This window comes from Streptomyces sp. NPDC005898 (assembly GCF_040629635.1).
Lineage (GTDB): Bacteria > Actinomycetota > Actinomycetes > Streptomycetales > Streptomycetaceae > Streptomyces.
The window spans coordinates 46,748-73,539 of the sequence record NZ_JBEXWC010000030.1; the positions used below are offsets into that span (position 1 = coordinate 46,748).

The 26,792-nt window shown below is 72.4% G+C and carries 21 protein-coding genes and 1 pseudogene; 7 read left to right on the top strand and 15 right to left on the bottom strand.

All coding sequences use genetic code 11. The annotated features are described in order from the left end of the window. Window positions 1–91: 91 nt before the first annotated feature. The 4 genes from ABZ385_RS29415 to ABZ385_RS29430 all read right to left on the bottom strand — a co-directional run bounded on the left by ABZ385_RS29415 (window position 92) and on the right by ABZ385_RS29430 (window position 8,127). Window positions 92–2,029, bottom strand: a complete 1,938-nt coding sequence (locus tag ABZ385_RS29415; RefSeq protein WP_358913829.1) for an acyl-CoA dehydrogenase family protein — start codon at window positions 2,027–2,029, stop codon at window positions 92–94. Window positions 2,030–2,281: 252 nt separating this feature from the next. Then, window positions 2,282–3,727 (bottom strand): aldehyde dehydrogenase family protein, encoded by a 1,446-nt coding sequence (locus ABZ385_RS29420; protein WP_358913830.1) that lies wholly within the window; start codon window positions 3,725–3,727, stop codon window positions 2,282–2,284. Between the two features lie 158 nt (window positions 3,728–3,885). Continuing rightward, on the bottom strand, window positions 3,886–5,598 hold the full coding sequence (locus ABZ385_RS29425) for a PucR family transcriptional regulator (RefSeq protein WP_358913831.1): 1,713 nt from the start codon (window positions 5,596–5,598) through the stop codon (window positions 3,886–3,888). Between the two features lie 123 nt (window positions 5,599–5,721). Then, window positions 5,722–8,127: an ATP/GTP-binding protein gene (locus ABZ385_RS29430; protein ID WP_358913832.1), complete on the bottom strand. Its 2,406-nt coding sequence runs from the start codon at window positions 8,125–8,127 to the stop codon at window positions 5,722–5,724. 275 nt (window positions 8,128–8,402) lie between these two features. Between ABZ385_RS29430 and gabT the strand changes: the two genes are divergently transcribed. After that, window positions 8,403–9,737 (top strand): 4-aminobutyrate--2-oxoglutarate transaminase, encoded by a 1,335-nt coding sequence (gene gabT, locus ABZ385_RS29435; protein ID WP_358579222.1) that lies wholly within the window; start codon window positions 8,403–8,405, stop codon window positions 9,735–9,737. 343 nt (window positions 9,738–10,080) lie between these two features. After that, complete coding sequence (locus ABZ385_RS29440) at window positions 10,081–10,710, top strand: phosphatase PAP2 family protein (RefSeq protein ID WP_358913833.1); 630 nt, start codon at window positions 10,081–10,083, stop codon at window positions 10,708–10,710. Here ABZ385_RS29440 and ABZ385_RS29445 read toward each other — a convergent pair. The 7 genes from ABZ385_RS29445 to ABZ385_RS29475 all read right to left on the bottom strand — a co-directional run bounded on the left by ABZ385_RS29445 (window position 10,679) and on the right by ABZ385_RS29475 (window position 18,627). Beyond that, window positions 10,679–11,155: a hypothetical protein gene (locus ABZ385_RS29445; RefSeq protein ID WP_358913834.1), complete on the bottom strand. Its 477-nt coding sequence runs from the start codon at window positions 11,153–11,155 to the stop codon at window positions 10,679–10,681. The two genes, ABZ385_RS29440 and ABZ385_RS29445, sit on opposite strands and share 32 nt — an antisense overlap. Window positions 11,156–11,316: 161 nt before the next feature. After that, complete coding sequence (locus tag ABZ385_RS29450; protein ID WP_358913835.1) at window positions 11,317–12,735, bottom strand: FAD-dependent oxidoreductase; 1,419 nt, start codon at window positions 12,733–12,735, stop codon at window positions 11,317–11,319. 76 nt (window positions 12,736–12,811) lie between these two features. After that, complete coding sequence (locus ABZ385_RS29455; protein ID WP_358698014.1) at window positions 12,812–13,612, bottom strand: ABC transporter permease; 801 nt, start codon at window positions 13,610–13,612, stop codon at window positions 12,812–12,814. After that, complete coding sequence (locus ABZ385_RS29460) at window positions 13,612–14,550, bottom strand: ABC transporter permease (RefSeq protein ID WP_358579212.1); 939 nt, start codon at window positions 14,548–14,550, stop codon at window positions 13,612–13,614. Before ABZ385_RS29460 ends, ABZ385_RS29455 begins: the two co-directional genes overlap by 1 nt. Continuing rightward, complete coding sequence (locus tag ABZ385_RS29465) at window positions 14,547–15,707, bottom strand: ABC transporter ATP-binding protein (RefSeq protein WP_358913836.1); 1,161 nt, start codon at window positions 15,705–15,707, stop codon at window positions 14,547–14,549. The genes ABZ385_RS29460 and ABZ385_RS29465 overlap by 4 nt, the downstream gene beginning before the upstream one ends. Before the next feature lie 97 nt (window positions 15,708–15,804). Further along, window positions 15,805–17,055, bottom strand: a complete 1,251-nt coding sequence (locus ABZ385_RS29470; protein WP_358913837.1) for a spermidine/putrescine ABC transporter substrate-binding protein — start codon at window positions 17,053–17,055, stop codon at window positions 15,805–15,807. A 69-nt stretch (window positions 17,056–17,124) separates the two neighbouring features. Then, complete coding sequence (locus ABZ385_RS29475) at window positions 17,125–18,627, bottom strand: gamma-aminobutyraldehyde dehydrogenase (RefSeq protein WP_358579204.1); 1,503 nt, start codon at window positions 18,625–18,627, stop codon at window positions 17,125–17,127. A gap of 207 nt (window positions 18,628–18,834) precedes the next feature. On the opposite strand from ABZ385_RS29475, the gene ABZ385_RS29480 reads away from it, so the two are divergent. Next, a complete protein-coding gene (locus ABZ385_RS29480; protein ID WP_358579202.1) occupies window positions 18,835–19,392 on the top strand; it encodes an NADAR family protein in 558 nt (185 codons plus the stop codon). A 30-nt stretch (window positions 19,393–19,422) separates the two neighbouring features. On the opposite strand, the gene ABZ385_RS29485 is transcribed toward ABZ385_RS29480, so the two are convergent. Further along, on the bottom strand, window positions 19,423–20,004 hold the full coding sequence (locus ABZ385_RS29485) for a hypothetical protein (RefSeq protein ID WP_358579200.1): 582 nt from the start codon (window positions 20,002–20,004) through the stop codon (window positions 19,423–19,425). 29 nt (window positions 20,005–20,033) lie between these two features. Then, window positions 20,034–20,543: a DUF4190 domain-containing protein gene (locus tag ABZ385_RS29490; protein ID WP_358579198.1), complete on the bottom strand. Its 510-nt coding sequence runs from the start codon at window positions 20,541–20,543 to the stop codon at window positions 20,034–20,036. 787 nt (window positions 20,544–21,330) lie between these two features. On the opposite strand from ABZ385_RS29490, the gene ABZ385_RS29495 reads away from it, so the two are divergent. From ABZ385_RS29495 to ABZ385_RS29510, 4 genes are all read left to right on the top strand, one after another. Beyond that, window positions 21,331–22,395 carry an adenosine deaminase gene (locus ABZ385_RS29495; RefSeq protein ID WP_358913838.1) on the top strand — a complete coding sequence of 355 codons (1,065 nt, stop codon included), beginning with the start codon at window positions 21,331–21,333 and terminating at the stop codon, window positions 22,393–22,395. Window positions 22,396–22,420: 25 nt separating this feature from the next. Then, on the top strand, window positions 22,421–23,101 hold the full coding sequence (locus ABZ385_RS29500) for a glycerophosphodiester phosphodiesterase (protein WP_358579193.1): 681 nt from the start codon (window positions 22,421–22,423) through the stop codon (window positions 23,099–23,101). Window positions 23,102–23,145: 44 nt separating this feature from the next. Then, complete coding sequence (locus ABZ385_RS29505; protein WP_358913839.1) at window positions 23,146–24,102, top strand: DUF72 domain-containing protein; 957 nt, start codon at window positions 23,146–23,148, stop codon at window positions 24,100–24,102. A gap of 119 nt (window positions 24,103–24,221) precedes the next feature. Then, window positions 24,222–25,388: a serine hydrolase domain-containing protein gene (locus ABZ385_RS29510; protein ID WP_358913840.1), complete on the top strand. Its 1,167-nt coding sequence runs from the start codon at window positions 24,222–24,224 to the stop codon at window positions 25,386–25,388. A gap of 143 nt (window positions 25,389–25,531) precedes the next feature. Here the strand turns inward: ABZ385_RS29510 and gnd are convergent, their stop codons facing one another. Beyond that, complete coding sequence (gene gnd, locus ABZ385_RS29515; protein ID WP_358913841.1) at window positions 25,532–26,437, bottom strand: phosphogluconate dehydrogenase (NAD(+)-dependent, decarboxylating); 906 nt, start codon at window positions 26,435–26,437, stop codon at window positions 25,532–25,534. A 13-nt stretch (window positions 26,438–26,450) separates the two neighbouring features. Further along, a pseudogene (locus tag ABZ385_RS29520) lies at window positions 26,451–26,792 on the bottom strand (glucose-6-phosphate isomerase); the annotation flags it as partial.

Here is a 26,792-nt window from a genome sequence, read left to right on the forward strand (position 1 = left end):
CCCCGCCCGGACCGCGCGCGCCCGGCGGGCGGGGAGGTGTCGGCCTCCGCACGGCTTGCTTCGGGAAATGTCCCGACTTTTCCCGGGCGCTTCAGCGGATGGGGCGGTGGACGTTGTCGCGGGTGGAGGGGCCGGGGGCGGCTTCCGCGATCCAGGGGCCTTCGCCGGAGGAGTCGATGACGCCCGCTTCGAGCCAGGTGTAGGTGCCGGACAGGACGCCCTTGACCACCTTGCGGTCGAGGTCGTCGGTGTTGGTCCACAGGCGGGCGAAGAGTTCCTCCACGCGGATGCGGGACTGGCGGCAGAAGGCGTCGGCCAGCTGATAGGCCTCGCGGCCGTGGTCCTCGGTGGTGCGCAGGAGTTCGGCGCGTACGCAGGCCGCGCTCATCGCGAACAGTTCGGCCCCGATGTCGACGATCCGGCCGAGGAAGCCCTGCTTGCTCTCCAGCTTTCCCTGCCAGCGGGACATGGCGTAGAAGGTGGAGCGGGCCAGCTTGCGGGCGCCGCGCTCCACGTAGCGCAGGTGGCCGGAGAGGTCGACGTGGCCGGGCGGGTGGAACTCGGCGTAGGAGCGCGGGAGCTGGCCCGGGCCCGCGACCAGCTTCGGCAGCCAGCGCGCGTAGAAGCCGCCGGCCCGCGCGCCCGCCCGCGCCTTGTCGGTGAGGGTCTTGTCGGGGTCGATGAGGTCGCCCGCGACCTTCAGGTGGGCGTCGACGGCCTCCCGGGCGATCAGCAGGTGCATGATCTCCGTGGAGCCCTCGAAGATGCGGTTGATGCGCAGGTCGCGCAGGATCTGCTCGGCCGGCACGGCGCGCTCGCCGCGGGCGGCCAGGGACTCGGCGGTCTCGAAGCCGCGGCCGCCGCGGATCTGGACCAGTTCGTCGGCCATCAGCCAGGCCATCTCGGAGCCGTAGAGCTTGGCGAGGGCGGCCTCGATGCGGATGTCGTTGCGGTCCTCGTCGGCCATCTGCGAGGAGAGGTCGAGGACGGCCTCGAGGGCGAACGTCGTCGCCGCGATGAAGGAGATCTTCGCACCGACCGCCTCGTGGTACGCCACGGGCTTGCCCCACTGCTCACGGGCCCCGGACCACTCGCGGGCGATCTTCAGGCACCACTTGCCGGCGCCGACGCACATGGCGGGCAGGGAGAGCCGCCCGGTGTTGAGCGTGGTGAGGGCGATCTTCAGGCCCGCGCCTTCGGGGCCGATACGGTTCGCGGCGGGGACGCGCACCCGGTGGAAGCGGGTCACGCCGTTCTCCAGGCCGCGCAGGCCCATGAACGCGTTGCGGTTCTCCACGGTGACGCCCTCGGCGGTCGCCTCGACGACGAACGCCGTGATGCCGCCCTTGTGGCCCTCGGACTTCGGCACCCGCGCCATCACGACGAGCAGGTCCGCGACGACGCCGTTGGTGGTCCACAGCTTCACGCCGTCCAGGACGTAGTCGTCGCCGTCCGGCACGGCCGTGGTGGCCAGGCGGGCCGGGTCGGAGCCGACGTCCGGCTCGGTCAGCAGGAACGCCGAGATGTCGGTGGTGGCGCAGCGCGGCAGGAAGGCGTCCTTCTGCTCCTGGGTGCCGAAGATCTTCAGGGGCTGCGGTACGCCGATCGACTGGTGCGCGGAGAGCAGCGCGCCGATCGCGGGGCTCGCGGAGCCGGCGAGGGCGAGGGCCTTGTTGTAGTAGACCTGGGTGAGGCCGAGTCCGCCGTACTTCGTGTCGATCTTCATGCCGAGAGCGCCGAGTTCCTTGAGGCCCTTGACGACCTCGTCGGGGATGCGCGCCTCGCGTTCGATGCGGGCCGAGTCGACCTTCGTCTCGCAGAAGTCGCGGAGCCGGGCGAGGAACTCCTCGCCGCGCCGCGCGTCCTCGTCGGCGGGCAGGGGGTGCGGGTGGACCAGGTCGAGCCGGAAGCGGCCGAGGAAGAGTTCCTTGGCGAAGCTCGGCTTTCGCCAGTCCTGTTCGCGCGCCGCCTCGGCGACCTGCCGGGCCTCGCGTTCGCTCACGGACGGCTTGGGGGTTGGTGCGGTCATGAAGCTCACCTCGCCGCGCAGAGGGGTCGGATGCTGCTTCGGTCTTCGGTTACCGGCTGGTGCTTCGGTCTTCGGTTACCGGCTGGTGCTACTGGATCGTTGGTACCCCATTCGTCCCGACCCCACCAGTCCTCGCGCGGCGTTCGTACGCGATGCGCCCGTCCGTACGCCGGGCCCCAACCCCGCGTCCGCACGCGAACGGCCGGAGCCCCCGCACAGTGGGCTCCGGCCGTGTCCTTGGGATGACGTCGCTTACAGGGCGAGGCCCGTCAGCACCATGACCCGCTCGTAGGTGTAGTCCTCCATCGCGTAGCGGACGCCCTCGCGGCCGACGCCGGACTGCTTGACGCCGCCGTAGGGCATCTGGTCGGCGCGGTAGGAGGGGGCGTCGCCGATGACCACGCCGCCGACCTCCAGGGCGCGGTGCGCGCGGAAGGCGGTCTGCAGGTCGTGCGTGAAGACGCCCGCCTGGAGGCCGTACTTGGAGTCGTTGACGGCGGCGAACGCCTCCGCCTCGCCGTTCACCTTCTTGAGGGTGAGGACCGGTCCGAAGACCTCCTCGCGGGCGAGGGTCACCTCGGCCGGCACGTCGGCGAGGACGGTCGGCGCGTACGTGGCGCCGTCGCGCTTGCCGCCGGTGAGCAGCCGCGCGCCCGCCTGGACGGCCTCGTCGACCCAGGACTCCACGCGCTTGGCGGCGTCCTCGTTGACCAGCGGGCCGACCTCGGTCGCCGGGTCGGCGGGGTCGCCGGTGACCTGGGCCTCGACGGCCTTGACGACGCGCTCCACGAGCCGGTCGTAGACGGTGGCATCGGCGATGACCCGCTGCACGGAGATGCAGGACTGGCCGCCCTGGTAGTTGGAGAAGGTCGCGATCCGCGAGGCGGCCCAGTCCAGGTCCTCGTCCGAGGAGAAGTCGTCGAGGACGACGGCAGCGCCGTTGCCGCCCAGCTCCAGGGTGCAGTGCTTGCGCGGCACCGAGTCCATGATCGCGTAGCCGACCTTGTCGGAGCCGGTGAAGGAGATGACCGGCAGGCGCTCGTCCTGGACGAGGGCGGGCATCTTGTCGTTGGCGACCGGCAGGACCGACCAGGAGCCGGCGGGCAGCTCGGTCTCGGCGAGCAGCTCGCCGAGGATCAGGCCGGACAGCGGGGTCGCGGGGGCCGGCTTCAGGATGATCGGCGCGCCGACGGCGATGGCCGGGGCGACCTTGTGCGCGCAGAGGTTCAGCGGGAAGTTGAACGGCGCGATGCCGAGGACGACGCCCTTGGGGAAGCGGCGCGTCAGGGCGAGGCGGCCCTGGCCGCCGGCGTCGGTGTCCAGGCGCTGGGCCTCGCCGCCGTTGAAGCGGCGGGCCTCCTCCGCGGCGAACCGGAAGACGGAGACCGCGCGGCCCACCTCGCCGCGGGCCCACTTGATCGGCTTGCCGTTCTCGGCGGAGATGAGCTGCGCGATCTCCTCGGTGCGCTCGACGAGCCGGCGGCTCACGTGGTCGAGGGCGGCGGCGCGGGCGTGGGCCGGGGTCGCGGCGAACTCGTCGCGCACGGCGTACGCGGCGGCCACGGCCTCCTCGACCTGGGCGTCGGTCGGGACGGCCGCCTTGGCGACGAGCCGCCCGTCCCAGGGCGAGGTGACGTCGAACGTGGTCTCGCCGGTGGTCTGGCGACCGGCGAGCCAGAAGGCGTGGATGGAAGTCATGCGAATTCCCGGCCCTTCCGCGGAGCTGTGTCTGGAGGTACGTCCCTCACCGTAGGGGCAGCGGAAGTCCGGGGCGTTTGTCCGACTCGGAGTACTGCCGGGGGGCGTCGCACCGCTTTGGCAGGGGCGGGAGTCCTTGTACGCGGAAGGCGTCCGGCTCAGTCCGATCCCGTCGACGTCGCCTTCAGCGAGAGCCACAGCTCCATGCGGACGTCGGGGTCGTCCAGCGAGCGGCCGAGGATCTCCTCGACCCGGCGCATGCGGTAGCGCAGGGTGTGCCGGTGGACGCCGAGGTCCGCCGCCGCCGCGTCCCACTGGCCGTGCCGCGAGAGCCAGGCCCGCAGCGAGGCCACGAGGTCGCCGCGGCCCGTCGCGTCGTGCTCGCGCAGGGCCCGGAGCAGTCCGTCGGCGAAGGCGCGCACCGCGTCGTCGGCGAGCAGCGGCAGCACCGATCCGGCGGCCAGCTCCTCGTGCTCGACGAGCGCCCGCCCGCGCCTGCGGGCGACGGACAGTGCCTGCTCGGCCTGCTTGTACGCGGTGGCGGCGGCGATCGGCCCGGCCGGCGCGGACAGGCCCATCACCAGCTCGGCCTCCTCGCCGGACGCCGTGGCCTCGCGCCCCGCGGCGCCCCGCTCGGCCTCCAGGGCCGCCGCGTACTGCGCGCAGGCCCGCGCCGCCGCGCCGCCGTCCACGACCAGCAGCACCAGCCGGCGGCCGTAGGGGACGACGAGCAGTGCCTCGCCGGAGCGGGCGGCGGCGGCGTCGACGACGTCGACGAGCGCGGCGAGCGGATCGCCGCCGCCCGAGGCGTCGGCCGCCACGGCGAGGACCGCGGCGGAGGCCGAGGCGGGGGCGGCGGTCTGTGCCGCAGCGGCGCCGCTCTCGACGCCCTCGCCGGGTGCCGCGCCGGCCCGCACCCGGGCCGCCGAGGCGGAGGCCACCTCGGCGACGACGAGCCGGAAGGGGGCGTCCAGGAGACTTCCGTAGAGGTCGCCCGCGACGGTCCGCGCGTGGTCGGGCTCCCCCGCGAGCAGCATGCGCAGCACGGCGGCGCCGATGCGCTGCTCGGCGGCGTGCAGGGAGCGGGAGCGCTCGGTGGTCAGGGTGAGCAGGGCGATGGCGGAGTGCACGGCGTAGCGCTCGGCGGTGCCGAGGGTGGATGCCGTGCCGACGGCGAGGGCGGCGCGTGGTCTGCGGCCGGTGCCCAACGAGTGCAGCTCGACGCGGTCCTCGGCGCCGGCGACGACCGAGCTGGCGGGCGCGGGCCGCTCCCTGAGGCGCTCGACGTCGGCGGTGAGGCGGGCGGCGCGGCGCGTGGCCCACTCCGGGGCGGTGGCGACGACGGCGCCCGAGGCGTCGTACAGCGCGGCCCAGCCGTCGACCTGTCCGGCGAGCGCGAGCAGCAGGCCCTCGGGGCCGTCGCTGAGCGCTTGTTTGGTCAGCTCGCGCTGGGCGGAGAAGCCGGCGGTGACGGCGCGGTACTGCTCCTCGGCGATGGCGGCGGAGACGGCCTTGCTGATGGCGAGGAACGGGGTGCGCCGGGGCACCTCGATGAGCGGCAGGTTCGCCTCGGTGGCGGCGTCCAGGAGGGCCTTGGGGATGTCCGGGTAGTGGACGCCGACGGCGAAGCCGAGGCCGACGACGCCGGCGCCCGCGAGCCGCTTCACGTAGCTCCGCATGGCCTGCGGGTCCTCCGCGTCCAGCTTGAGCGCGGTGATCAGGAGCAGCTCGCCGCCCTCCATGTAGGGCACCGGATCGGCGAGCTCGCTCGCGTGCGCCCAGCGCACGGGGGTGTCCAGGCGCTCCTCGCCCGCACGCACGGTCAGCTTGAGCGCGGAGTGGTGGACGAGCGAGGCGAGCGTGGGCGGCATGGGACCTTCAGGTCTGCGGCGGTGTGGGGTGGATCTTTTGGCCGGTCCGTATGAACGACCTGTGTCGATTCTGCCTCACCGTACGGTGGGGACAAGACGGAAGCCCGCCGTCCGCACCCGTCCTCACCCGGTCTGGCCGACCGCCGCCCCGCTCCGCAGATCCACGAGCAGCGGTGGCGCGTGCTCGCCGTCCACGGTGGTGAGCGAGAGCACGGCGTGGCCGGGCGGCAGCGCGTGGGCGAGGTCGGAGGCGGACCAGCGCTCCCGCTCGATCTTGCGTACGGTGACCGCGTCCGTGGTCACCGCCTTGCCGGTGACGAGCTTGCGCAGCGAGTGCAGCGCCCGTGTCATCGGCTGGTCGGCGAAGACGGTGTGCTGCGCGACTTCCTTGGTCTCGATCCACTCGGTGCCCCAGGCCTCGGTGAACCGGCGCCCGTCCCACGTCGTCACCCCGGAGAAGGCCATCCGGCAGCCGACCGCCGCGTACAGCGGCCCCTGGAGCGCCTCCGGCACCTCTCCTATGGTGCGCAGGCCCAGCACGACGCCGGCGTTCAGCGAGCGCAGCCGCTGGATGGCGCGCACGCTCTCGGCGGTGAGCGTGCGGGAGGCGTCGTCGAGGATCAGTCCGACGAAGTGCGTACGACGGGCACGGCCGCGCGCCACGTAGGTGAACTGGGCGAGCAGCAGGCGCGCCAGCAGCCGCGAGGCCTCCTCGTGGCCGTGTTCGGGCAGGTCCACCCGCACGCGCAGCGGGTGGTGGGCGACGGCCCGCATGGAGAAGGGGTGCCCGTCGCCGCCGGGGTCGAAGAAGTCGGCGAACGCGGGCCGGTCGAGCAGGGCGAGCCGGTCGGCGAGCGCGGGGCCCGGGTCGTTGGGGGAACCGGACTGGCGGATGCGGGCGTCCAGCTCACGGCGCATGGCGGCGTGTTCTCCCACGCCGATGCCCGCCTGGAGGGCGGTGAGCGCGGCGGGGTCCCCTTCGAGCAGTTCCCGCAGCACGGGCACGGAGGGGAAACGTCCGTGCAGGGCGCGGTAGGGGCCGAGCAGCTGGGCAAGGGTGGTGGCGGCGCGCCGCGTGTCGACGGCTTCGAGGTCGCCGACCAGGCCTTCGGCGAGGAAGGAGGCCGCCTCGTCCGCGTCGGCGCAGTCCGCGTACAGGTCGATGTCGTGGACGGACGCCGGGTCGCCGGGTTTGACCACGACGTCGTACGTCTCGTCGGCGCCCAGCCGGGTGCCGGCCGCGCACACCACGACGACCGCGCACTGTCCGGTGAGGGCGCCGAGGGCGAGCGACTCGGCGACGGGCCGCATGAGGCGGCCGGTCTTGCCGGCGCCGGAGGGGCCCACGGCGAGCAGCGAGGTGCCGAGCACCCTCCGGTCGAGGGCCGCGCCCGCCTCGCGTACGGCGTGGGGGTTGCGTTCGTCCTTCGCGAAGCGGCCGATCCTGACCTGGCCGGTGAGCAGGTCGTGGACGGCGGTGCGGGCCGGCAGGTCGCGCTGGCCCGAGGGGTGGACCCAGGCGGCGGCGCCGTTCCTCGCGACGGTGTCGACGAACCCGGCGAGGGCGGCCGGGTCGGGGGCGGCCGTGCGCCAGGCATGGGCGAGGCGGGCGCAGTCGACGTCGGTCATGCGCCCGGCGAGCAGTTCGCCGCAGAGCAGGTCCGCCGTCTTGTCCTGGCCGGCCGCGCGCAGCTCGGGCCAGTGGGCGTGCGCGGGGGCGGCGGGGGGGCGCGGCGGGGCGGCGGGACGGCGCGCGCCGGCGCTCCTGGCCTCGCGGACCGCCTGCCACCAGCCGCCGATCCGGGCGAAGGGCCACAGCACGGCGAGCGTGATCAGGCCGTACAAGGTGTCGATGACCACGGGTGAGGCGAAGACCTCGTAGCCGCCCGTGACCAGCGCGACCAGGGAGAAGACGGGGTCGGCGACGGGCAGCGGCCGCATGTCGAGGCCGAGGGCGCTCGGCCAGACGAAGGCCAGGGCGGCCACCGCGGCGACGGAGGCGAGCACGGCGCGGGACGGCTGCGGGCGCCGCACCACGAAGTGGCGGATCGAGTCGGGCCAGGCGCCGAGCCGTCCCACGGTGTACACCAGCGCGCCGAAGACCACCCCGTCGTAGACGATCCGGGCGTCGGTGCCCTGCCACGTCTTGGGCTGGGTGCTGCCGATCCACCACCACTCCCCCGGGGTGAACAGCTTCAGCAGGGCCCATTGGTAGGGGATGCTCCCCTGGCGCCACAGCGACCAGAACAGCAGGCCGAGCAGGGTGGAGATCACCATGCCGACGACCAGGCGCCGGTCGGCGCCCTCGGTCTCGGCCTCGGGCGCGGGGGGCCGGTGGCGGTAGCGCCAGATGCCCGGGGCGGCCTGGGGGCGGGGGGCGGCGAGCCAGTCGGCGACGGTGGCGGGGCGGTCGTCGCCGGGCGGCCGCCGGGGCATCGGCGGCGCGGCGGGGGGCGCCGGTGGGGCCGGGCGCGGTGCCGGTGCGGCCCGCTGCCCGTCGCGTGCCCCGTGCGTGCCCTCGGTGTCCATGGCCGTTGCCCCCTGACCTGCCGGTCCGTCCGTCGATCCGGGCTCAATCTAGTGCCAGCGGGTGGGGAGTTCACCGGTTACGCGCCCGGTCCCTGCGCGCGGCCGTACGGCGCCTTGTGTCCAAGTCGGACAACCCTGCCGAGCGACCCCACCCCGATGGAGCATGACCGGCCGCCCGTCCCACCCCTAATCTGCGAGAAACCCCCGTCGAACCAGGCAATCCCGTCGCCCGGCGCCGGCACAGCCGTTCAACCCGAGAAATACAGGAGCCCCGCATGAGCGACATCCCGCAGGAGCGCCGCGTCGTCACCGCCATTCCCGGTCCGAAGTCGCAGGAACTGCAGGCCCGCCGTGCCGCCGTGGTCGCCGGTGGTGTGGGCTCCGTGCTGCCCGTCTTCACCGCTCGCGCGGACGGCGGCATCATCGAGGACGTCGACGGCAACCGGTTGATCGACTTCGGCTCCGGCATCGCCGTGACGTCCGTGGGCGCCTCCGCCGAGGCCGTGGTGCGCCGCGCCTCCGCCCAGCTCCAGGACTTCACGCACACCTGTTTCATGGTCACGCCGTACGAGGGCTACGTGGCCGTCGCCGAGGCGCTCGCCGAGCTGACGCCGGGCGACCACGAGAAGAAGTCGGCGCTGTTCAACTCCGGCGCCGAGGCCGTCGAGAACGCCGTCAAGATCGCCCGTGCGTACACCAAGCGCCAGGCCGTCGTCGTCTTCGACCACGGCTACCACGGCCGTACGAACCTCACGATGGCGCTGACCGCCAAGAACATGCCGTACAAGCACGGCTTCGGCCCGTTCGCCCCCGAGGTCTACCGCGTCCCGGTCGCCTACGGCTACCGCTGGCCGACCGGCGCCGAGAACGCCGGCCCCGAGGCCGCCGAGCAGGCCATCGACCAGATCACCAAGCAGGTCGGCGCGGAGAACGTCGCCGCGATCATCATCGAGCCGGTGCTCGGCGAGGGCGGCTTCATCGAGCCCGCGAAGGGCTTCCTGCCCGCCATCGTGAAGTTCGCGAACGACAACGGCATCGTCTTCGTGGCGGATGAGATCCAGTCCGGCTTCTGCCGCACCGGCCAGTGGTTCGCCTGTGAGGACGAGGGCATCGTCCCCGACCTGATCACCACCGCCAAGGGCATCGCGGGCGGTCTGCCGCTCGCCGCCGTGACCGGCCGCGCCGAGATCATGGACGCCCCGCACGCGGGCGGCCTCGGCGGCACCTACGGCGGCAACCCGGTGGCCTGCGCCGGTGCCCTCGGCGCCATCGAGACGATGAAGGAGCTCGACCTCAACGCCAAGGCGAAGGGCATCGAGGCCACCATGAAGGCCCGCCTCACCGCGATGGCCGAAAAGTTCGACATCATCGGTGACGTCCGCGGCCGCGGCGCCATGATCGCCGTCGAGCTGGTCAAGGACCGGACGACCAAGGAGCCCGACCCGCAGGCCACCGCCGCCCTGGCCAAGGCCTGCCACGCGGAGGGCCTGCTGGTCCTGACCTGCGGCACCTACGGCAACGTGCTGCGCTTCCTGCCGCCGCTGGTCATCGGTGACGACCTGCTGAACGAGGGCCTGGACATCATCGAGGGCGCCTTCGCCGGGCTCTGAGTCCGGACGGGTGTCGGGGCGGGCGTCGGGGCGTGTGAAGAAGGTGTGCGGGCCCCATGGCAGGTTGCCGAGGTGCCTGTCGGCCCACCCCCCTCTGTCGTACGGTTTTCCGCAGATGAGAGAGACACCCCGCCCACAGGAAACGGTGGGCGACGCCAGGGCGGAGCCTCCCCGGCCCCGTCCCGGCCGTGCCTTCGCGCACACCCCCGGGGCCCCTGGCCCCGGAACTCCTCACCGATCGGACGGCCGCACGCCCCACACCCCCCGGGGCGCGCGGCGCCCCGGTCCTCCCGACCGCCCCGGAACCTCCCCCCCTGTTCCGGGGCGGTCGCGCCTTTTTCCCGTGCCGGCTCTCGGGGCCCTGCTCTTCGCGCTGTGCACCTGGCAGGTCGTGGCGGGCGGGCCGTTGCGCCGCGCCGACGAGCGTCTGGGGCGGGCCGTCGCGGGCTGCGGTTTCCCCGAGGGCGTCGCGGAGTTCCTCGCCGATCTCGGCAACGCGAGTGTCGCCCTGCCGGTCCTCGTCGCCGTCATTGCCCTGGTGACCTGGCGCGGGCGTCGCGCCGGTGCGCCCCGCTGGTGGCTGCCCGGCGCCGCCTGCGCCCTCGCCCTGGCCGCGGTGCCCGCTCTCGTCGTCCCGCTCAAGGCGGCCGTCGGGCGGCCCGGCCCGCCCGGCATGGCCGGCCACGACGGCTTCTACCCCTCGGGCCACACGGCGACGGCCGCCGTCGCCTATGGAGCGGCGGCGCTGCTCCTTCGGGCGCTGCCGCTCTCTTCGTACGGGCGCCTCGCCCTGCTCGTCGGCTGCGCGGCGCTGAACCTCGCCGTCGGCTTCGGTCTCGTCCGGCGCGGGTACCACTGGCCGCTGGACGTGGTGGCCTCGTGGCTGCTGTGCGGGGTGCTGCTCCAGGTCGTGGCGGTGGTGGTCGGGCGGCCGCGCGGGCTCACCGCTCCTGATCCCGGGCCCCCTGGGTGAGTCCCGCGGCCGCCTCGTGCATCGCCAGTTCGAGCAGCGCGGGGTCCGTCAGGGTGCCCGAGCCGTCGGGGGCGATCAGCCAGCGGACGCCGCTCGCGGCGCGGCCCGGGTGGGGCACGACGATCCAGGTGCCGTGCCCCGCGCCGCGCACGCCCGTGCCGAGCCAGCGGGCCGCCGTGCCGGCCGGGACGAAGAAGCCCGTGCGCCCGTCCCCGAAGTCGGTGAGCACCGGTCCGGGGCGGTCCACGCAGCGGCTCAGCACGTCCAGCGTCGGACGGCCGAGGTCGCCGGGCAGGATCAGCACGTCCCAGCGGCGCCCGGCGGGCAGCAGCGCGACGCCGAGGGGGTTGCGCTCCCATTCCCAGCGGCAGGCGTCCGGATCCGGTGCCACCGACACCAGCCATTCCACCGCCGCCCTCGCTCCCGAGCCACCCGAGCCAGTCATTGCGGGACCTCCCTTTCCTGTACGACAACGGTGCGCGTCACAGGAGAGAGAGGCCCCGGGGCGGATCATTACGCGAGTTCGCCTACTTGCCGGTAGCGCGGCGGCGCGCGGTGAGCCCACCGGCGTACGCCGTGACCGTGATCCGACCGGCGTGCGCCGGTTCAGCTGTCGAAGCCGAGGCCCAGCCTGTCCATCGTCTTCAGCCAGAGGTTGCGCTTGCCGCCGTTGGCGTCGGAGCGGGCCAGCGACCACTTGGTGAGCGCGACACCGGTCCAGGCGAACGGCTCGGGCGGGAACGGCAGCGGCTTGGTGCGGACCATCTCCAGGCTCGTGCGCTCGGTCCGCTCGCCGGAGAGCAGGTCCAGCATCACGTCGGCGCCGAACCGGGTGGCCCCGACACCGAGGCCCGTGTACCCGGCCGCGTAGGCGACGCGCCCCTGGTGCGCCGTGCCGAAGAACGCCGAGAAGCGCGAGCAGGTGTCGATCGCGCCGCCCCAGGCGTGCGTGAAGCGGACCCCCTCCAGCTGGGGGAAGCAGGTGAAGAAGTGCTCGGCGAGCTTCGCGTACGTCTCGGGCCGGTCGTCGTACTCGGCGCGCACCTTCCCCCCGTACGGGTAGATCGCGTCGTAGCCGCCCCACAGGACGCGGTTGTCGGCGGAGAGGCGGAAGTAGTGGAACTGGTTCGCGCTGTCGCCGAGCCCCTGCCGGTTCCGCCAGCCGATCGCGGCGAGCTGCTCGCCGGTCAGCGGCTCGGTCATCAGCGCGTAGTCGTAGACCGGGACGGTGTACGCGCGGATCCGCCTGACCAGCGAGGGGAAGATGTTCGTGGCGAGCGCCACCTGGCGGGCGAAGACCCTGCCGTACGGCGTGCGGACCGCCATCCCGGCGCCGGACCGGGCCAGTCCGAGGGCGGGCGTGTGCTCGTAGACGCGTACGCCCTTCTCCAGGCAGGCCCGCTTCAGGCCCCAGGCCAGCTTCGCCGGGTGCAGCATGGCGACGCCGTCGCGGTCCCACAGGCCGCCGAGGAACGTCGGTGAGTCGACCTGCGCGCGCACGGCGTCCGCGTCGAGGAGTTCGGCGCCGCCGGCCAGGCCATGGGCGGCCATCTCGTCGTACGTCTCGCGCAGTTCGGCCACCTGGTGCGGCGCGGTGGCGACGTCGATCTCACCGGTGCGTTCGAAGTCGCAGTCGATGGAGTAGCGCTTGACGGCCGCCTCGATCGCGTCGAGGTTGCGGGCGCCCAGCTCCTCCAGCTTCTCGATCTCGCCGGGCCAGCGGGCCAGGCCGTTGGCGATGCCGTGCGTGAGGGAGGCGGCGCAGAAGCCGCCGTTGCGGCCGGAGGCGGCCCAGCCCGCCTCGCGGCCCTCGACGAGGACGACCTCGCGGCGCGGGTCGCGCTCCTTGGCGTTGAGCGCGGTCCACAGGCCGCTGTAGCCGCCGCCGACGACGAGCAGGTCGCACCGGTCGTCGCCGGTGAGGGCGGGCTCGGGGGCGGGCCTGCCGGGGTCGTCCAGCCAGTACGAGACCGGCTGCGCGTCGGAGAGGGACTTGGTCCAGCGGGTCATGGCGCTTGGGGCCATGATTTCCACTCCTTCAGAAATTGCGGGGTGATGAGGATTGCTAACTGGGACTTCTTGCCGGAGCTTCTTGCCGGGACTACTGGGACTGCTTGTTGCGGCGCTTGCCGGCGAGCATTCCGGCGAGTACGAGCAGCACCGCGACGAGGAACATCGCCGTACCGATCACATTGATCTGAACGGGCGTACCGCGCTGTGCCGATCCCCAGACGAACATGGGGAAGGTCACGGTCGAGCCCGCGTTGAAATTCGTGATGATGAAATCGTCGAAGGAGAGCGCGAAGGCGAGCAGCGCGCCCGCCGCGATGCCCGGGGCGGCAATGGGCAGCGTGACCCGCAGGAAGGTCTGCACGGGGCCGGCGTAGAGGTCCTGGGCGGCCTGTTCCAGGCGGGGGTCCATCGACATGACGCGCGCCTTGACGGCGGTCACCACGAAGCTGAGGCAGAACATGATGTGGGCGATGAGGACGGTCCAGAAGCCCAGCTGGGCGCCCATGTTGAGGAAGAGCGTGAGCAGCGAGGCGGCCATGACGACCTCGGGCATCGCCATCGGCAGGAAGATCAGCGAGTTGATGGCGCCGCGCGCCCGGAAGCGGTAGCGCACCAGGGCGAAGGCGATCATCGTGCCGAGCACGGTCGCGCCGATCGTCGCCCAGGTGGCGATCTGCAGGCTCAAGCTGAGCGAGCCGCACATGTCCGCGACGCCGCACGGGTCTTTCCAGGCGTCGGTGGAGAACTCCTGCCAGGAGTAATTGAAGCGCCCCTTCGGCTTGTTGAAGGAGAACACGGTGACGACGACGTTCGGCAGGAGCAGATAGGCGAGCGTGCACAGGCCCGCGATGACGACGAGATTGCGCCGCAGCCAACGAAGAACAGCCATCAGACCAGATCCTCCGTTCCGGACTTGCGGATGTAGAAGGTCACCATGAAGAGGATGGCGGCCATGAGGATGAAGGACAGGGCGGCCGCCGTCGGGTAGTCCAGGATGCGCAGGAACTGCGTCTGGATGACATTGCCGACCATGCGGGTGTCGGTGGAGCCGAGCAGGTCCGCGTTGACGTAGTCGCCCGCCGCCGGGATGAAGGTGAGCAGCGTCCCGGAGACGACGCCGGGCATGGAGAGCGGGAACGTCACCTTGCGGAAGGTCGTGGACGGTGTGGCGTAGAGGTCGCCGGCCGCCTCGTGCAGCCGTCCGTCGATGCGCTCCAGCGAGGTGTAGAGCGGCAGGATCATGAACGGCAGGAAGTTGTAGGTGAGGCCGCAGATCACCGCGAGCGGGGTGGCGAGGACCCGGTCGCCGGAGGTGACGCCCAGCCAGCTCGTGACGTCCAGGACGTGCAGGGAGTTGAGGGCGCCCACCAGGGGGCCGCCGTCCGCGAGGATCGTCTTCCACGCCAGCGTGCGGATGAGGAAGCTGGTGAAGAACGGCGCGATGACCAGGACGAGGATGATGTTGCGCCAGCGGCCCGCGCGGAACGCGATGAGGTAGGCGAGCGGGTAGCCGAGCAGCAGGCACAGGACGGTGGCGGCGCCGGCGTAGAGCACCGAGCGCAGGAACTGCGGCCAGTACTCGGTGAGGGCGTCCCAGTAGGTGGCGAAGTGCCAGGTGACCTTGAAGCCGTCTTCGAGCGAGCCGGTCTGCACGGAGGTGGAGGCCTGGTAGACCAGCGGCAGCGCGAAGAAGACGATCAGCCAGAGGATGCCGGGGAGCAGCAGCCAGTAGGGGACGAGGCGGCCTCGCCCGCGGGGCTTGCGCGGCGCCGGCCCCGGGGTCCCGGGGTCTTTCGCCGGGGGCGCTTCGGTGGGGGCGGTGGTCATGCGGAGGCGTCCTCCTCGACCTTCGCGGCGCCGGCCTCGATGTCCTGGGCGGCGTCCAGGCCGAAGGTGTGCGCGGGGTTCCAGTGCAGGACGACCTCGGCGCCCGGGGTGAGGCGGCCGTCGCGCTCGATGTTCTGCGCGTACACCTCGAAGGAGTCGCAGGCCGGGCTGTCGATGACGTACTGGGTGGAGACGCCGATGAAGCTGCTGTCGGCGATGCGTCCGGTGACGCGGTTGCGGCCGGCGGGGATCTGGCCCGCGTCGTCGGCGTGCGTGAGGGATATCTTCTCGGGCCGTACGCCGACCAGGATGCGGCTGCCGGTGGCGGTGGGACCGGTACATCGGGCGGCGGGCAGCGTCAGCGTGCAGTCGCCCGCCTTGAGGATCAGGTCGTCGCCGCTCACCGCCGTCACCTCGGCCCCGATGAAGTTGGAGGTGCCGAGGAAGTTGGCGACGAAGGTGGTGCGCGGGTTCTCGTAGAGGTCGGCGGGGGCGCCGAGCTGCTCGACGCGGCCGCCGTTCATCACGGCGACGGTGTCGGCCATGGTCATGGCCTCCTCCTGGTCGTGCGTGACGTGGACGAAGGTGATGCCGACCTCGGTCTGGATGCGCTTGAGCTCCAGCTGCATCTGGCGGCGCAGCTTGAGGTCGAGGGCGCCGAGGGGCTCGTCGAGCAGGAGCACCTTGGGGTGGTTGATCAGCGCGCGGGCGACGGCGACGCGCTGCTGCTGGCCGCCGGAGAGCTGGTGCGGCTTCTTGCGGGCCTGTTCGCCGAGCTGGACGAGGTCGAGCATCTCGCCGACCTGCTTCTTCACGGACTTGATGCCGCGGCGGCGCAGGCCGAAGGCGACGTTCTCGAAGATGTCCAGGTGCGGGAAGAGCGCGTAGGACTGGAAGACGGTGTTCACGGGCCGCTTGTACGGCGGCAGGGCCGTGACGTCCTGCTCGCCGAGGTGGACGGTGCCCGAGCTGGGCTCCTCCAGGCCGGCGATCATGCGCAGCGTGGTGGTCTTGCCGCAGCCCGAGGCGCCGAGCAGCGCGAAGAAGGAGCCCTGCGGCACGGTGAGGTCGAGTGGATGCACGGCGGTGAAGGAGCCGTACGTCTTGCTGATCCCGGTGAGACGGACGTCGCCGCCGTGTTCTTGAGCAGTCGTCATGATGGGTCCAGGGGAATCGAGGGGGAACAGAGGCGCCCCGTCAGGGACGCGGGGCTGTGACACTTGTGGCTCCGCCACGGGACTTTCACCACACGCCCTAGACGCCGGTGAGCTTCGCGAACTTCTCCTCGTACGCGGTCTCTTCCTTGGGAGTCAGCGACCGGAACGCCCGGGACTTCTCCTTCATCTCCTTGTCGGGAAGGATCAGCGGGTTCGACGCCGCGTCCTTGTCGATCCTCGCGAGGGAGTCCCGCACCCCGTCCACCGGGCACACGTAGTTGATGTAGGCGGCGAGGCGGGCCGCCGGTTCGGGCTCGTAGTAGTAGTCGATGAGCCGCTCGGCGTTCTTCTTGTGGCGCGCCTTGTTCGGGACGAGCAGATTGTCCGTGGACGTGATGTAGCCCTGGTCCGGGATGTGGAAGCCGATGTCCGGGTTGTCCGCCTGGAGCTGTACGACGTCGCCGGCCCAGCCGAGACAGGCGGCCATGTCGCCCTTGGCGAGGTCCGAGGTGTAGTCGTTGCCGGTGAAGCGGCGGATCTGCTTCTTGTCGACGGCCTTCTGGAGGCGGGCGATGGCCGCGTCGAAGTCGTCGTCGGAGAAGTCCGCGGGATTCTTGCCCATGTCGAGAAGCGTCATGCCGACGGTGTCGCGCATCTCGGAGAGGAATCCGACGCGCCCGCGCAGCTTGGGGTCCTCCAGCAGCTGGGCCACCGAGGTGATCTTCTTCCCGCCGGTCGCCTTCTTGTTGTAGGCGATGACGGTGGAGATGCCGGTCCAGGGATACGAGTAGGAGCGGCCGGGGTCCCAGTCGGGGGTGCGGAACTGGCTGGAGAGGTTCGCGTACGCGTGCGGCAGGTTCGCGGGGTCCAGTTTCTGGACCCACCCGAACCGGATGAGCCGGGCGGCGAGCCAGTCCGTGACGCAGATGAGGTCGCGGCCGGTCTCCTGGCCCGCGGCGAGCTGCGGTTTGACCTTCCCGAAGAACTCGACGTTGTCGTTGATGTCCTCGGTGTACTTGACCGTGATCCCGGTGCGTTTGGTGAACGCCTCCAGGGTGGGCCGCCGGTTCTCGTCCTTGTCGTCGACGTCCATGTACTCGGTCCAGTTGGAGAAGGTGATCTGCTTCTCCCGCGCCGAGTGGTCGTCGGACGAGACCTCGCCCTGCCGCTTGCCCGCCGCGGGGATCCCGCAGGCGCTCAGCGCCCCGAGACCGCCGACGGCGAGCGCGCCGCCCGTGGAGGCGCGCAGCAGGGAACGGCGGGTCAGGGAGCCCCTGCCGTTTCGCAGACTGCGCCGCATGGCGGCCCATTGGGCCGGGGACAGGCTGTCGGGCTGGTTCTGCTCCATGCGCGTGGTTGCCCTTTCGGGAATCAGGCGGCCGCTGGTCGGGCGGCCTGTGACGACGTGGCTACGTGACTAGCGGTCCCCGAAGATCGTGCGGTGCCAGTCCTTGCGGACCACCGCGGTGTTGTCAAACATGACGTGCTTGATCTGCGTGTACTCCTCGAACGAGTACGCGGACATGTCCTTGCCGTAGCCGGACGCCTTGTAGCCGCCGTGCGGCATCTCGCTGAGGATCGGGATGTGGTCGTTGACCCAGACGCACCCGGCCTTGATCTCCCGGGTGGCGCGGTTCGCGCGGAACACGTCGCGGCTCCACGCGGAGGCGGCCAGACCGTAGGGGGTGTCGTTGGCGAGCCGGATGCCCTCGTCGTCGCCGTCGAAGGGCAGCACGACCAGCACCGGCCCGAAGATCTCGGACTGCACGATCTCGCTGTCCTGCGCCGCGTCCGTGACGAGGGTGGGCCGGTAGTAGGCGCCCGGGTGGGCGAGCGCCTCGCCGCCGGTCACCACGCGCGCGTAGGAGCGGGCGCGCTCGACGAACCCCGCGACGCGGTCGCGGTGCGCGTGGGAGATGAGCGGCCCCATGTCGGTGCTCGGGTCGAACGGGTCGCCGAGCCGCACGCTCTGCATGAGGTCGGCGACACCCTGCACGAAGGCGTCGTAGAGCGGGCGTTGGACGTACGCGCGCGTGGCGGCCGTGCAGTCCTGCCCGGAGTTGATGAGCGCTCCGGCGACCGCGCCGTGCACGGCGGCCTCGAGGTCGGCGTCGTCGAACACCACGAAGGGCGCCTTGCCGCCGAGTTCCAGGTGCAGCCGCTTGACGGTGGCGGTGGCGATCTCCGCGACGCGCTTGCCGACGCCGGTGGACCCGGTGAAGGAGGTCATCGCGACGTCGGGATGGCCCACGAGGTGCTCACCGGCGTCCCGGCCCGCGCCCGAGACGACGTTGACGACACCGTCCGGGATACCGGCCTCGGTGGCGGCCTGCGCGAAGAGCAGCGAGGTGAAGGGGGTCAGCTCGGCGGGCTTGAGGACGATGGTGTTGCCGGCCGCGATGGCCGGCAGGATCTTCCAGGCGGCCATCTGGAGCGGGTAGTTCCAGGGCGCGATGGACCCGACGACGCCGATGGGCTCCCGGCGTACGTACGAGGTGTGGTCCCCGGTGTACTCACCGGCCGACTGGCCCTGGAGATGCCGGGCCGCGCCCGCGAAGAAGGCGGTGTTGTCGACCGTCCCCGGGACGTCGAACTCCCGGCTCAGTTTGATCGGCTTGCCGCACTGCAACGACTCGGCCTGCGCGAACTGCTCGGCGCGGTCGGCCAGGACGCCGGCGAAGCGGTGCAGGGCGTCGGAGCGCTCGCCCGGGGTGGCGCCGGCCCAGCCGGGGAACGCCTCGACCGCGGCGGCGACGGCGGCGTCCACGTCGTCGCGCCCGGCGAGTTCGTACGTGTGGACGTCGTCGCCCGTCGCGGGGTCCACGACGGTGTGGGTCCGGCCGGACGTGCCCTTGACCGGGCGGCCGGCGATGTACTGCGCGCCGTCCGCGAAGTGGTCCCGCGCCTGGAAGTTGTGCATGACGCTCTCCTCCGCCGCCCGCCCCGTCCCGCCGGGGTCGACGTAGCTCCAGATCGATTTGAGTGCCGATCCTGACAGAGCAGTGATGGTCCAACAAGTGATTCCGTTGTTGCCTTTTGGTTACGCGACGGAATCTGTCGACCAGGTGTCGAGTCGTCCCGGAAAACCCGGGACGGAGTGTCCGTGGTGCGTGCCAGACTCGCGTGCATGACGGGAATCGAGTCGATCCGCTCGGTGAAAGCGCTGGTCGGCGCGGTGCGCGCGGGCGAGAAGGTGAAGTACCTGCACTTTTGGGGACATACGCCGAGACGGGACGGTTCGCTCGGCGCGAGCTGCCTCAGCCAGTGGTGGCCCGCGCCCTTCACCGTGGACGGCGTGCGGTACGCGACCGCCGAGCACTGGATGATGGCGGCCAAGGCCCGCCTCTTCGGCGACCCGGACGCGGAGCGGACCGCCCTCGCGGCGCGGACCCCCGCGGAGGCGAAGACGGCGGGGCGGCTCGTACGGGGCTTCGACGAGGCGACGTGGGCGCGCGAGCGGTTCGGGATCGTGGTCGAGGGCGGCGTCCACAAGTTCTCCTCGGATCCGGCGCTGCGGGACTTTCTGCGGGGGACGGGATCGCGGGTCCTGGTGGAGGCGAGCCCCCTGGACCGGGTTTGGGGCGTGGGCCTGGCCGCGGACGACCCGCGCGTGCAGGACCCCGAGAAGTGGCGGGGCCCCAACCTGCTGGGCTTCGCGCTGATGGAGGCGCGGTCCCGCCTCTGACCGGCGGGGCGCCTCAGGCGCTTCGGGGCGTCAGGCGCTTCGGGGCGTCGCGGCCTCGCCGGGCGCGGGGGCGCCTGTCGCGGCGGAGTCCTGCCGAGCCGGCCGGGTCAGCCGCTTCCGTACGAGACGGCGCTGCGCCGCCACCGTCACGAGCACGCCCGCGCCGAGGACCGGCCAGGCGAGCGGGCCCGCCGCGATCACGGCGGTGACCAGGAGCGGTCCGCCGCTGCGCTGGGCCGACGAGGACAGCCCGTGCACCCCGAGGTAGGCACCCTGGGCGTCGTCGGGGGCGAGCGCGATCGACAGCTCCCAAGAGGCGATGGCGTGGAGTATCTCCGCGAAGGTGAGCGCGGTCGCCGCGACCGTGAGGGCGGCGACGGCGAGCCACGTGCCGCCCAGCGTGGAGACGGTCAGGGCGGCGCACCCGGCGACGAAGCAGGCCGCCAGGGGGATCAGGAGTGCGCGGGCCCGGTCGGGGGTGCTGCCGAACCGGGACAGCGGTACCTGGCAGCAGACGACCAGTACGCAGTTGAGCACCATGAGGAGCGGCGCGAGACCGTGCGGGGCGTCGGTGGCGTGGACGATCCACAGCGGGATGCCGACCTGGAGCACCGCGTCGTCGAGGAAGAGGGCCGCCTCGGTCAGGGTGAAGAGCCGGCGACCGACTCGGCCGTTGTCGCCGACATGGCTGAACGGCCCGCGTCCATGTCCTCGTCCGGCACCACGAGGAGGACCACCAGCAGGGCCACGCCCAGCACGATGCCGACCGCGCCGCAGATGATCCCGGCGAGGGCCTGGCCCCCGTTGGTCGCCTCGCCCCGCCGCGCCCTCCCGCGTCCCACCGCGCCGAAGATCACCGCGAGGACGCCGAGCACGATGGGCAGCGGCCCCAGGAAGAAGACGACGGTCGCGATGACGCCGAGGACCAGCGCGGCGACCCCCATCCCGTTCGCGGGCGCCCCCGGCATGCCGGGCCAGCCGTATCCGGGCCCGCCCTGACCGACGGGGTAGCCCCCAGGCCCCGGGTACCCGTACGGCGACTGCGGCTGCGGCTGCCCCGGCCCGTCCGGCGAGATCGGCGGCGGCGGCACCGGTTCTCCGGGCACCGCGAAGGGGTGGGCGTCTGCCGCGTGCGGGCGCGCTCCCGGCATGGAGGTGGCCGTCCACCGACCGTGCGCCCCTTGGTCGCGGGGCGACTGGCTTTGGGGGGAGTGTCCGTGGACCGGGTCACCGGGGGCCGGCTGGGCGGGGGGCGACTGGCTTTGGGGCGACGGGCCTTGGGGCGGGTCACCGGGTGCCGGCCGAGCGTGGGGCGGTTGGCCTGAGGGCCCCTGACCGTAGGGCGGCTGTCCGTGAGCCGGCTCACCGGGGGCAGGCTGGGCGTGGGGCGACCGGCCTTGGGGCGGCTGACCATGCACCGGCTGACCGTGAGGCAGCTGCCCATGGGGGCCCTGACCGTAGGGCGGCTGTCCGTGAGCCGGCTCACCGGAGGCCGGCGGGCCGTAGGGCGGCTGGCCTTGAGGCGACGGTCCTAGGGGCGAGTGACCGTGGACCGGCTCACCGGGAGCCGACTGACCGTAGGGCGGCTGACCGTGGACCGGCTCACCGGGGACCGGCTGGCCATAGGACCCCTGCCCGTAAGGCGGCTGACCATAAGGCCACTGGCCGTAGGGCGTCGGCGGTCTCCGCCTCTTCTTCCGTGGCGTCGCGTCCTCCGGCGGCGGCGCCCACGGGTCGCGCTCCTCCGGCGCCCCCGCGCCGCCCGCGCCGCCCGCGCCGGGCACCGCGTCGTCGTCCTCGGGCTTCGCGGACATGGCGGGTCACCCCCTCCCTGCGTTCCGTCATGCTACGGCCCCCGCTTCCTCCGGGCCCATCGCCGCCTACGATGATCCCGACCCACCCGATCAGCCGATCAAGTCCGTTCCTGGGGAGGAAACCGTGACCGAGCAGCAGCAGCCCGCAGCCGCGACAGCCGAAGACCCGCACGCGTTCATCGCAGGACTGCCCAAGGCGGAGCTGCACGTGCACCACGTCGGCTCGGCCTCCCCCCGCATCGTCTCCGAGCTGGCCGCCCGGCACCCGGACTCCGCCGTGCCGACCGACCCCGAGGCGCTCGCCGACTACTTCACGTTCACCGACTTCGCGCACTTCGTGCAGGTCTACCTCTCCGTCGTGGACCTGATCCGCACCCCGGAGGACGTCCGCCTGCTCACCTACGAGGTGGCCCGGGACATGGCCCGGCAGAACGTGCGTTACGCCGAGCTGACCATCACCCCGTACTCCTCCGTCCGTCGCGGCATCGACGACCGCGCCTTCATGGACGCCATCGAGGACGCCCGCAAGGCCGCCGAGGCGGAGTTCGGCACGGTGCTGCGCTGGTGCTTCGACATCCCCGGCGAGGCCGGTCTCACGGCGGCCGAGGAGACGCTGCGGCTCGCCACCGACGAGAAGCTGCGCCCGGAGGGGCTGGTCTCGTTCGGGCTCGGCGGCCCCGAGATCGGTGTCCCGCGTCCGCAGTTCAAGCCCTACTTCGACCAGGCCATCGCGGCCGGCCTGCGCTCCGTGCCGCACGCGGGCGAGACGACCGGGCCCCAGACCGTCTGGGACGCCCTGGTCCACCTGGGCGCCGAGCGCATCGGCCACGGCACCACCTCCGCGCAGGACCCGAGGCTCCTCGCCCACCTCGCCGAGCACCGCGTCCCGCTGGAGGTCTGCCCGACCTCGAACATCGCCACGCGCGCGGTGCGCACCCTGGACGAGCACCCGCTCAAGCAGTTCGTGGACGCCGGTGTGATCGTGACGATCAACTCCGACGACCCGCCGATGTTCGGCACCGACCTGAACAACGAGTACGCCGTCGCGGCCCGCCTCCTCGGCCTGGACGAGCGCGGCATCGCGGCCCTCGCCAAGAACGCGGTGGAGGCGTCCTTCCTCGACCCGGCGGGCAAGGCCCGGATCGCCGCCGAGATCGACACGTACACGGAGGCGTGGCTCGCCCCGTGATCCGCCGGCACCACACAATGGGTCCATGCGCACCGTGACAGCTGTGGCCCACCGAGGCGATCCCTACCGTGTCCGCGAGAACACCCTCCCTTCCCTGCGCTCCGCGTTCGAACGGGGCGCGGACGCGGTGGAGATCGACGTCCGCCTGAGCAGTGACGGCGTACCCGTCCTGCTGCACGACGCGACGCTCGAACGGCTGTGGGGGTACGCGCGTCCGCTCGGCGCCCTGTCCGCCGCCGAGCTGGACGGTCTCACCGAGGGCGGCGTGCCGACGCTCGAAGCGGCCCTCGCGGCCACGGAGGGCCGCCGGATCATGATCGACCTGCCGGGCGCGACGCACGACGCCGTCCGTACGGTCGTCGGGACCGTCGCGGAGTGCGGGGCGGCCGAGCGCGTGTACTACTGCGCGGGCGGTCAGACGATGCTCGCGCTGCGCGACGCCGATCCGGCCGCGGAGATCGCGCTGACCTGGACCACGCTGGCCCCGCCCCGCCGCGTACTGCTCGACGCGGTGAAGCCGCGCTGGCTCAACTACCGCTTCCCGCTCGTCGACGGCGAGCTGGTCCGCCAGGTGCACCGGGACGGTTTCCTCGTCTCGGCGTGGACCCCGGACACCCGCCGCTCGATGCGCCGGCTGCTCGACGCGGGGGTGGACGCCATCACCACCAACCGCATCGACGTCCTGGAGTCACTGCGCGCCTCCTGAGACATCGGGGGCGCGTCGGGGGCACCTCGGGGTACCCGGAGTGGATGAACGACATTCTGGTGGGGACCTGTTCGTGGACGGACCGCGCGCTGCTGGCCAGCGGCTGGTACCCGCGGGGGTTCAAGGACGCCGAGGGGAGGCTGCGGCACTACGCCGGCCGTTTCCCGGTGGTGGAGGTGGACGCGACCTACTACGCGCTCCCCCGCGAGGAGACCTGCCGGCTGTGGGCGGACCGCACGCCGGGCGGCTTCCGCTTCGACGTGAAGGCGTTCTCCCTGCTCACCGGGCACCCGACCCGGCAGGCGGCCCTGCCGCCCGATCTGCGGGGCGAGCCGGAAGGCCCCTGGCTGCTCGACGCCGTGTGGCAGCGTTTCAGCGGGGCGCTCGAACCGCTGCGCCGGGCGGACCGGCTGGGGACGCTGCTCTTCCAGTTCCCGCCGTGGTTCACCCCGGGGCCCCGGGCGGAGAAGGCGCTGCACGAGTGCGCCGAACGCGCGGCGGGCTGGCCGGTGGCCGTGGAGTTCCGCCACCCCGCGTGGTGGCACGAGGACCAGCGGGCCCGCAGCGAGGCGCTGCTGACGGAGCTGGACCTGGCGGCGGTCGCGGTGGACACGGCGCAGGGCCTGTCCGGCTCCATGCCCCCCGTGGCCCCGGTCACCGCGGCGCGGCACGCGGTGGTCCGCTTCCACGGTCGCAGTGCGGCGTGGGGCACCGGTTCCAAGGAGGACAAGTTCCGGCACGTGTACGCGGCGGCGGAACTCGCCGAGTGGGTCCCGCGGATACGCTCCATGGCCGAGCGCGCCGACGAGGTCCACGTGCTGTTCAACAACTGCTGCGGGGATGCGGCGGTCCGTGCGGCCGAGTCGATGAGCCGACTCGTCGCCTCGGACTCCCCGAAAGCCCGCGAGTCCCCCGAGGCCCCCGAGGCCCCGGACGACGCGATGCTCCCCCTGGACTGGGCGCCCCTAGGGGACAACCCCGGGAACTCCCCCGGCACGTAGGCTCCTTGACCCCGGTGCGGTCCAGGGCACGCGCCCTCCCTGCGGACGATCCACCGCTCCGCCATGATCACGAGGATGAGGACACCAGGTACCAGACCACAGTCGCACCAGGAGTCCCCGTGAAGGTCCCCGCCCGCGCCACTCTCGCCACCGCCCTCATCCTCGGCCTGACCGGCGCCGCGACCGCCCCCGCCCTCGCGCACACCCCGGCCCGCGGGACGACCGTGGAAGCCACCTCGGCCCGCCCCGACTCGGCCCGCCCCGACTCCAAGGCCCTGCGCGAGGCGATCAAGGGGCTGCCGAACGCCGACGCGACCGCGGCCCTCGTCCGCGTCGGCGGCACGGACGGCACCTGGCGCCGCAGTGCGGGCGTCCACGACCTGGTCACACACCGTCAGGCCGACCCGCGCGGCCGGTTCCGCGCCGGGTCCACGACCAAGATCGTGACGGCTGCCGTCGCCCTGCAACTGGCCGCCGAGGGCGCGCTCGACCTGGACGAGCCGGTGCAGCACTACATGCCGGAACTGTTCGGCAAGGAGTTCCGGCCCATCCCCGTCCGCAGCCTCCTGAACTACACCAGCGGTCTCAAGCCGGGCGACGGCTTCGACGACGAATACGCCCACCGCCACGACACGTTGGACCCGCGGACCGTCGTCGCCTCCGCCCTCGCCAAGGGCCCCCAGCACGACCCGGGCGCCGAGCAGCACTACCGCAACATCGGCTACACCGTGCTCGGTCTGCTGATCGAGAGGGTCACCGGAGACACGTACGCCCATCAGGCCCGGCAGCGGATCTTCGAGCCCCTGCACATGCGCGACACGTACTTCCCGGGCACCGACCCCCGTATCCGCGGGCCGCACAACCGCGGCTACCAGACGATGGAACGCCCGGACGGCACGGCCCGGCTGGTGGACGTCACCGAGTGGAACCAGTCCGACCGCTTCGCGGCGGGCGACATGATCTCGTCCACGGCCGACCTGGAGACCTTCACACGGGCTCTGTTCGGCGGAGAGGTCCTGCCGGGCGCCCAGCTGAAGGAGATGCTCACGCTGCCCCGCCTCGCGCCGGGCGTCCCCGAGGCGGTCTACGGCGGGGGTCCGCAGCACGTGAAGATCGGCGGCAAGGACGTCTGGCTCAAGACCGGCGCACGCTACGGCTACACGAACCTGATCGCCGCCACCGAGGACGGCTCCCGCACCCTCGTCTACTCGGTCAACGCGACCGACGCGAAGGGCTCGGGCACTAACCCGGTGGCCGAGCGCATCGTCGGGGCCGCGCTGAAGTGAGAGACCTGACCGGCCGACCTACGTGCCGTTCCGCAGGCCGCCGCCGTGGTCCAAGTGGCGGTACGCCGCCGAGGACGCCTGGCACGCCCGTGCGGCGCCGCCGTTCCTGAGGCGGCGCCGCACGGGCAGGGGAGTCTCGGCCGTTACTTCGCGGACTCCACCGCGTGGCCGCCGAACTGGTTGCGCAGCGCGGCGATCATCTTCATCTGCGGGGAGTCGTCCTGGCGGGACGCGAAGCGGGCGAAGAGGGACGCGGTGATCGCCGGGAGCGGGACCGCGTTGTCGATGGCCGCCTCGACGGTCCAGCGGCCCTCCCCGGAGTCCTGCGCGAAGCCGCGCAGCTTCTGAAGGTGCTCGTCGTCGTCCAGCGCGTTGACCGCGAGGTCCAGCAGCCAGGAACGGATGACCGTGCCCTCCTGCCAGGAACGGAAGACCTCGCGCACGTCGGTCACCGAGTCGACGGCCTCCAGCAGCTCCCAGCCCTCGGCGTAGGCCTGCATCATGGCGTACTCGATGCCGTTGTGGACCATCTTGGAGAAGTGACCGGCGCCGACCTTGCCCGCGTGGACGTAGCCGAAGTCGCCCTCCGGCTTGAGGGCGTCGAAGACCGGCTTGACGCGGGCTACGTGCTCGTCGTCTCCGCCGACCATGAGCGCGTAGCCGTTCTCCAGGCCCCAGACGCCGCCGGAGACACCGCAGTCCACGAAGCCGATGCCCTTGGCCTTCAGCTCCTCGGCGTGCTTCTCGTCGTCCGTCCAGCGGGAGTTGCCGCCGTCGACCACGATGTCGCCCTCGGACAGGAGGTCCTTCAGTTCGTCCACGGTCGACTGGGTGGCCGCGCCCGCCGGGACCATCACCCAGACGACGCGCGGGCCTTCGAGCTTGTCGACGAGTTCGGCGAGCGAGGCGACGTCGGAGACGTCGGGGTTGCGGTCGTAGCCGATGACGGTGTGGCCGGCGCGGCGGATGCGCTCGCGCATGTTGCCGCCCATCTTGCCGAGGCCGATGAGTCCGAGCTGCATGTCAGTTGCTCTCTTTCCGGGGGTCAGCGGAGGTCGGGGTTCAGGAGGTGCGGCCGCGCAGGGCGCGGTAGGTGGCGACGAGCGCCTGCGTGGAGGCGTCCAGGCCGGGGACCTCGGCGCCCTCGGTGAGGGCGGGCTCCACGCGCTTGGCGAGGACCTTGCCGAGTTCGACGCCCCACTGGTCGAAGGAGTCGATGTGCCACACGGCGCCCTGGACGAACACCTTCTGCTCGTAGAGGGCGATGAGCTGGCCGAGGACCGAGGGCGTCAGCTCCTTGGCGAGGATCGTCGTCGTGGGGTGGTTGCCCTTGAACGTCTTGTGCGGGACCAGTTCCTCCGGCACACCCTCGGCGCGCACCTCATCGGGCGTCTTGCCGAACGC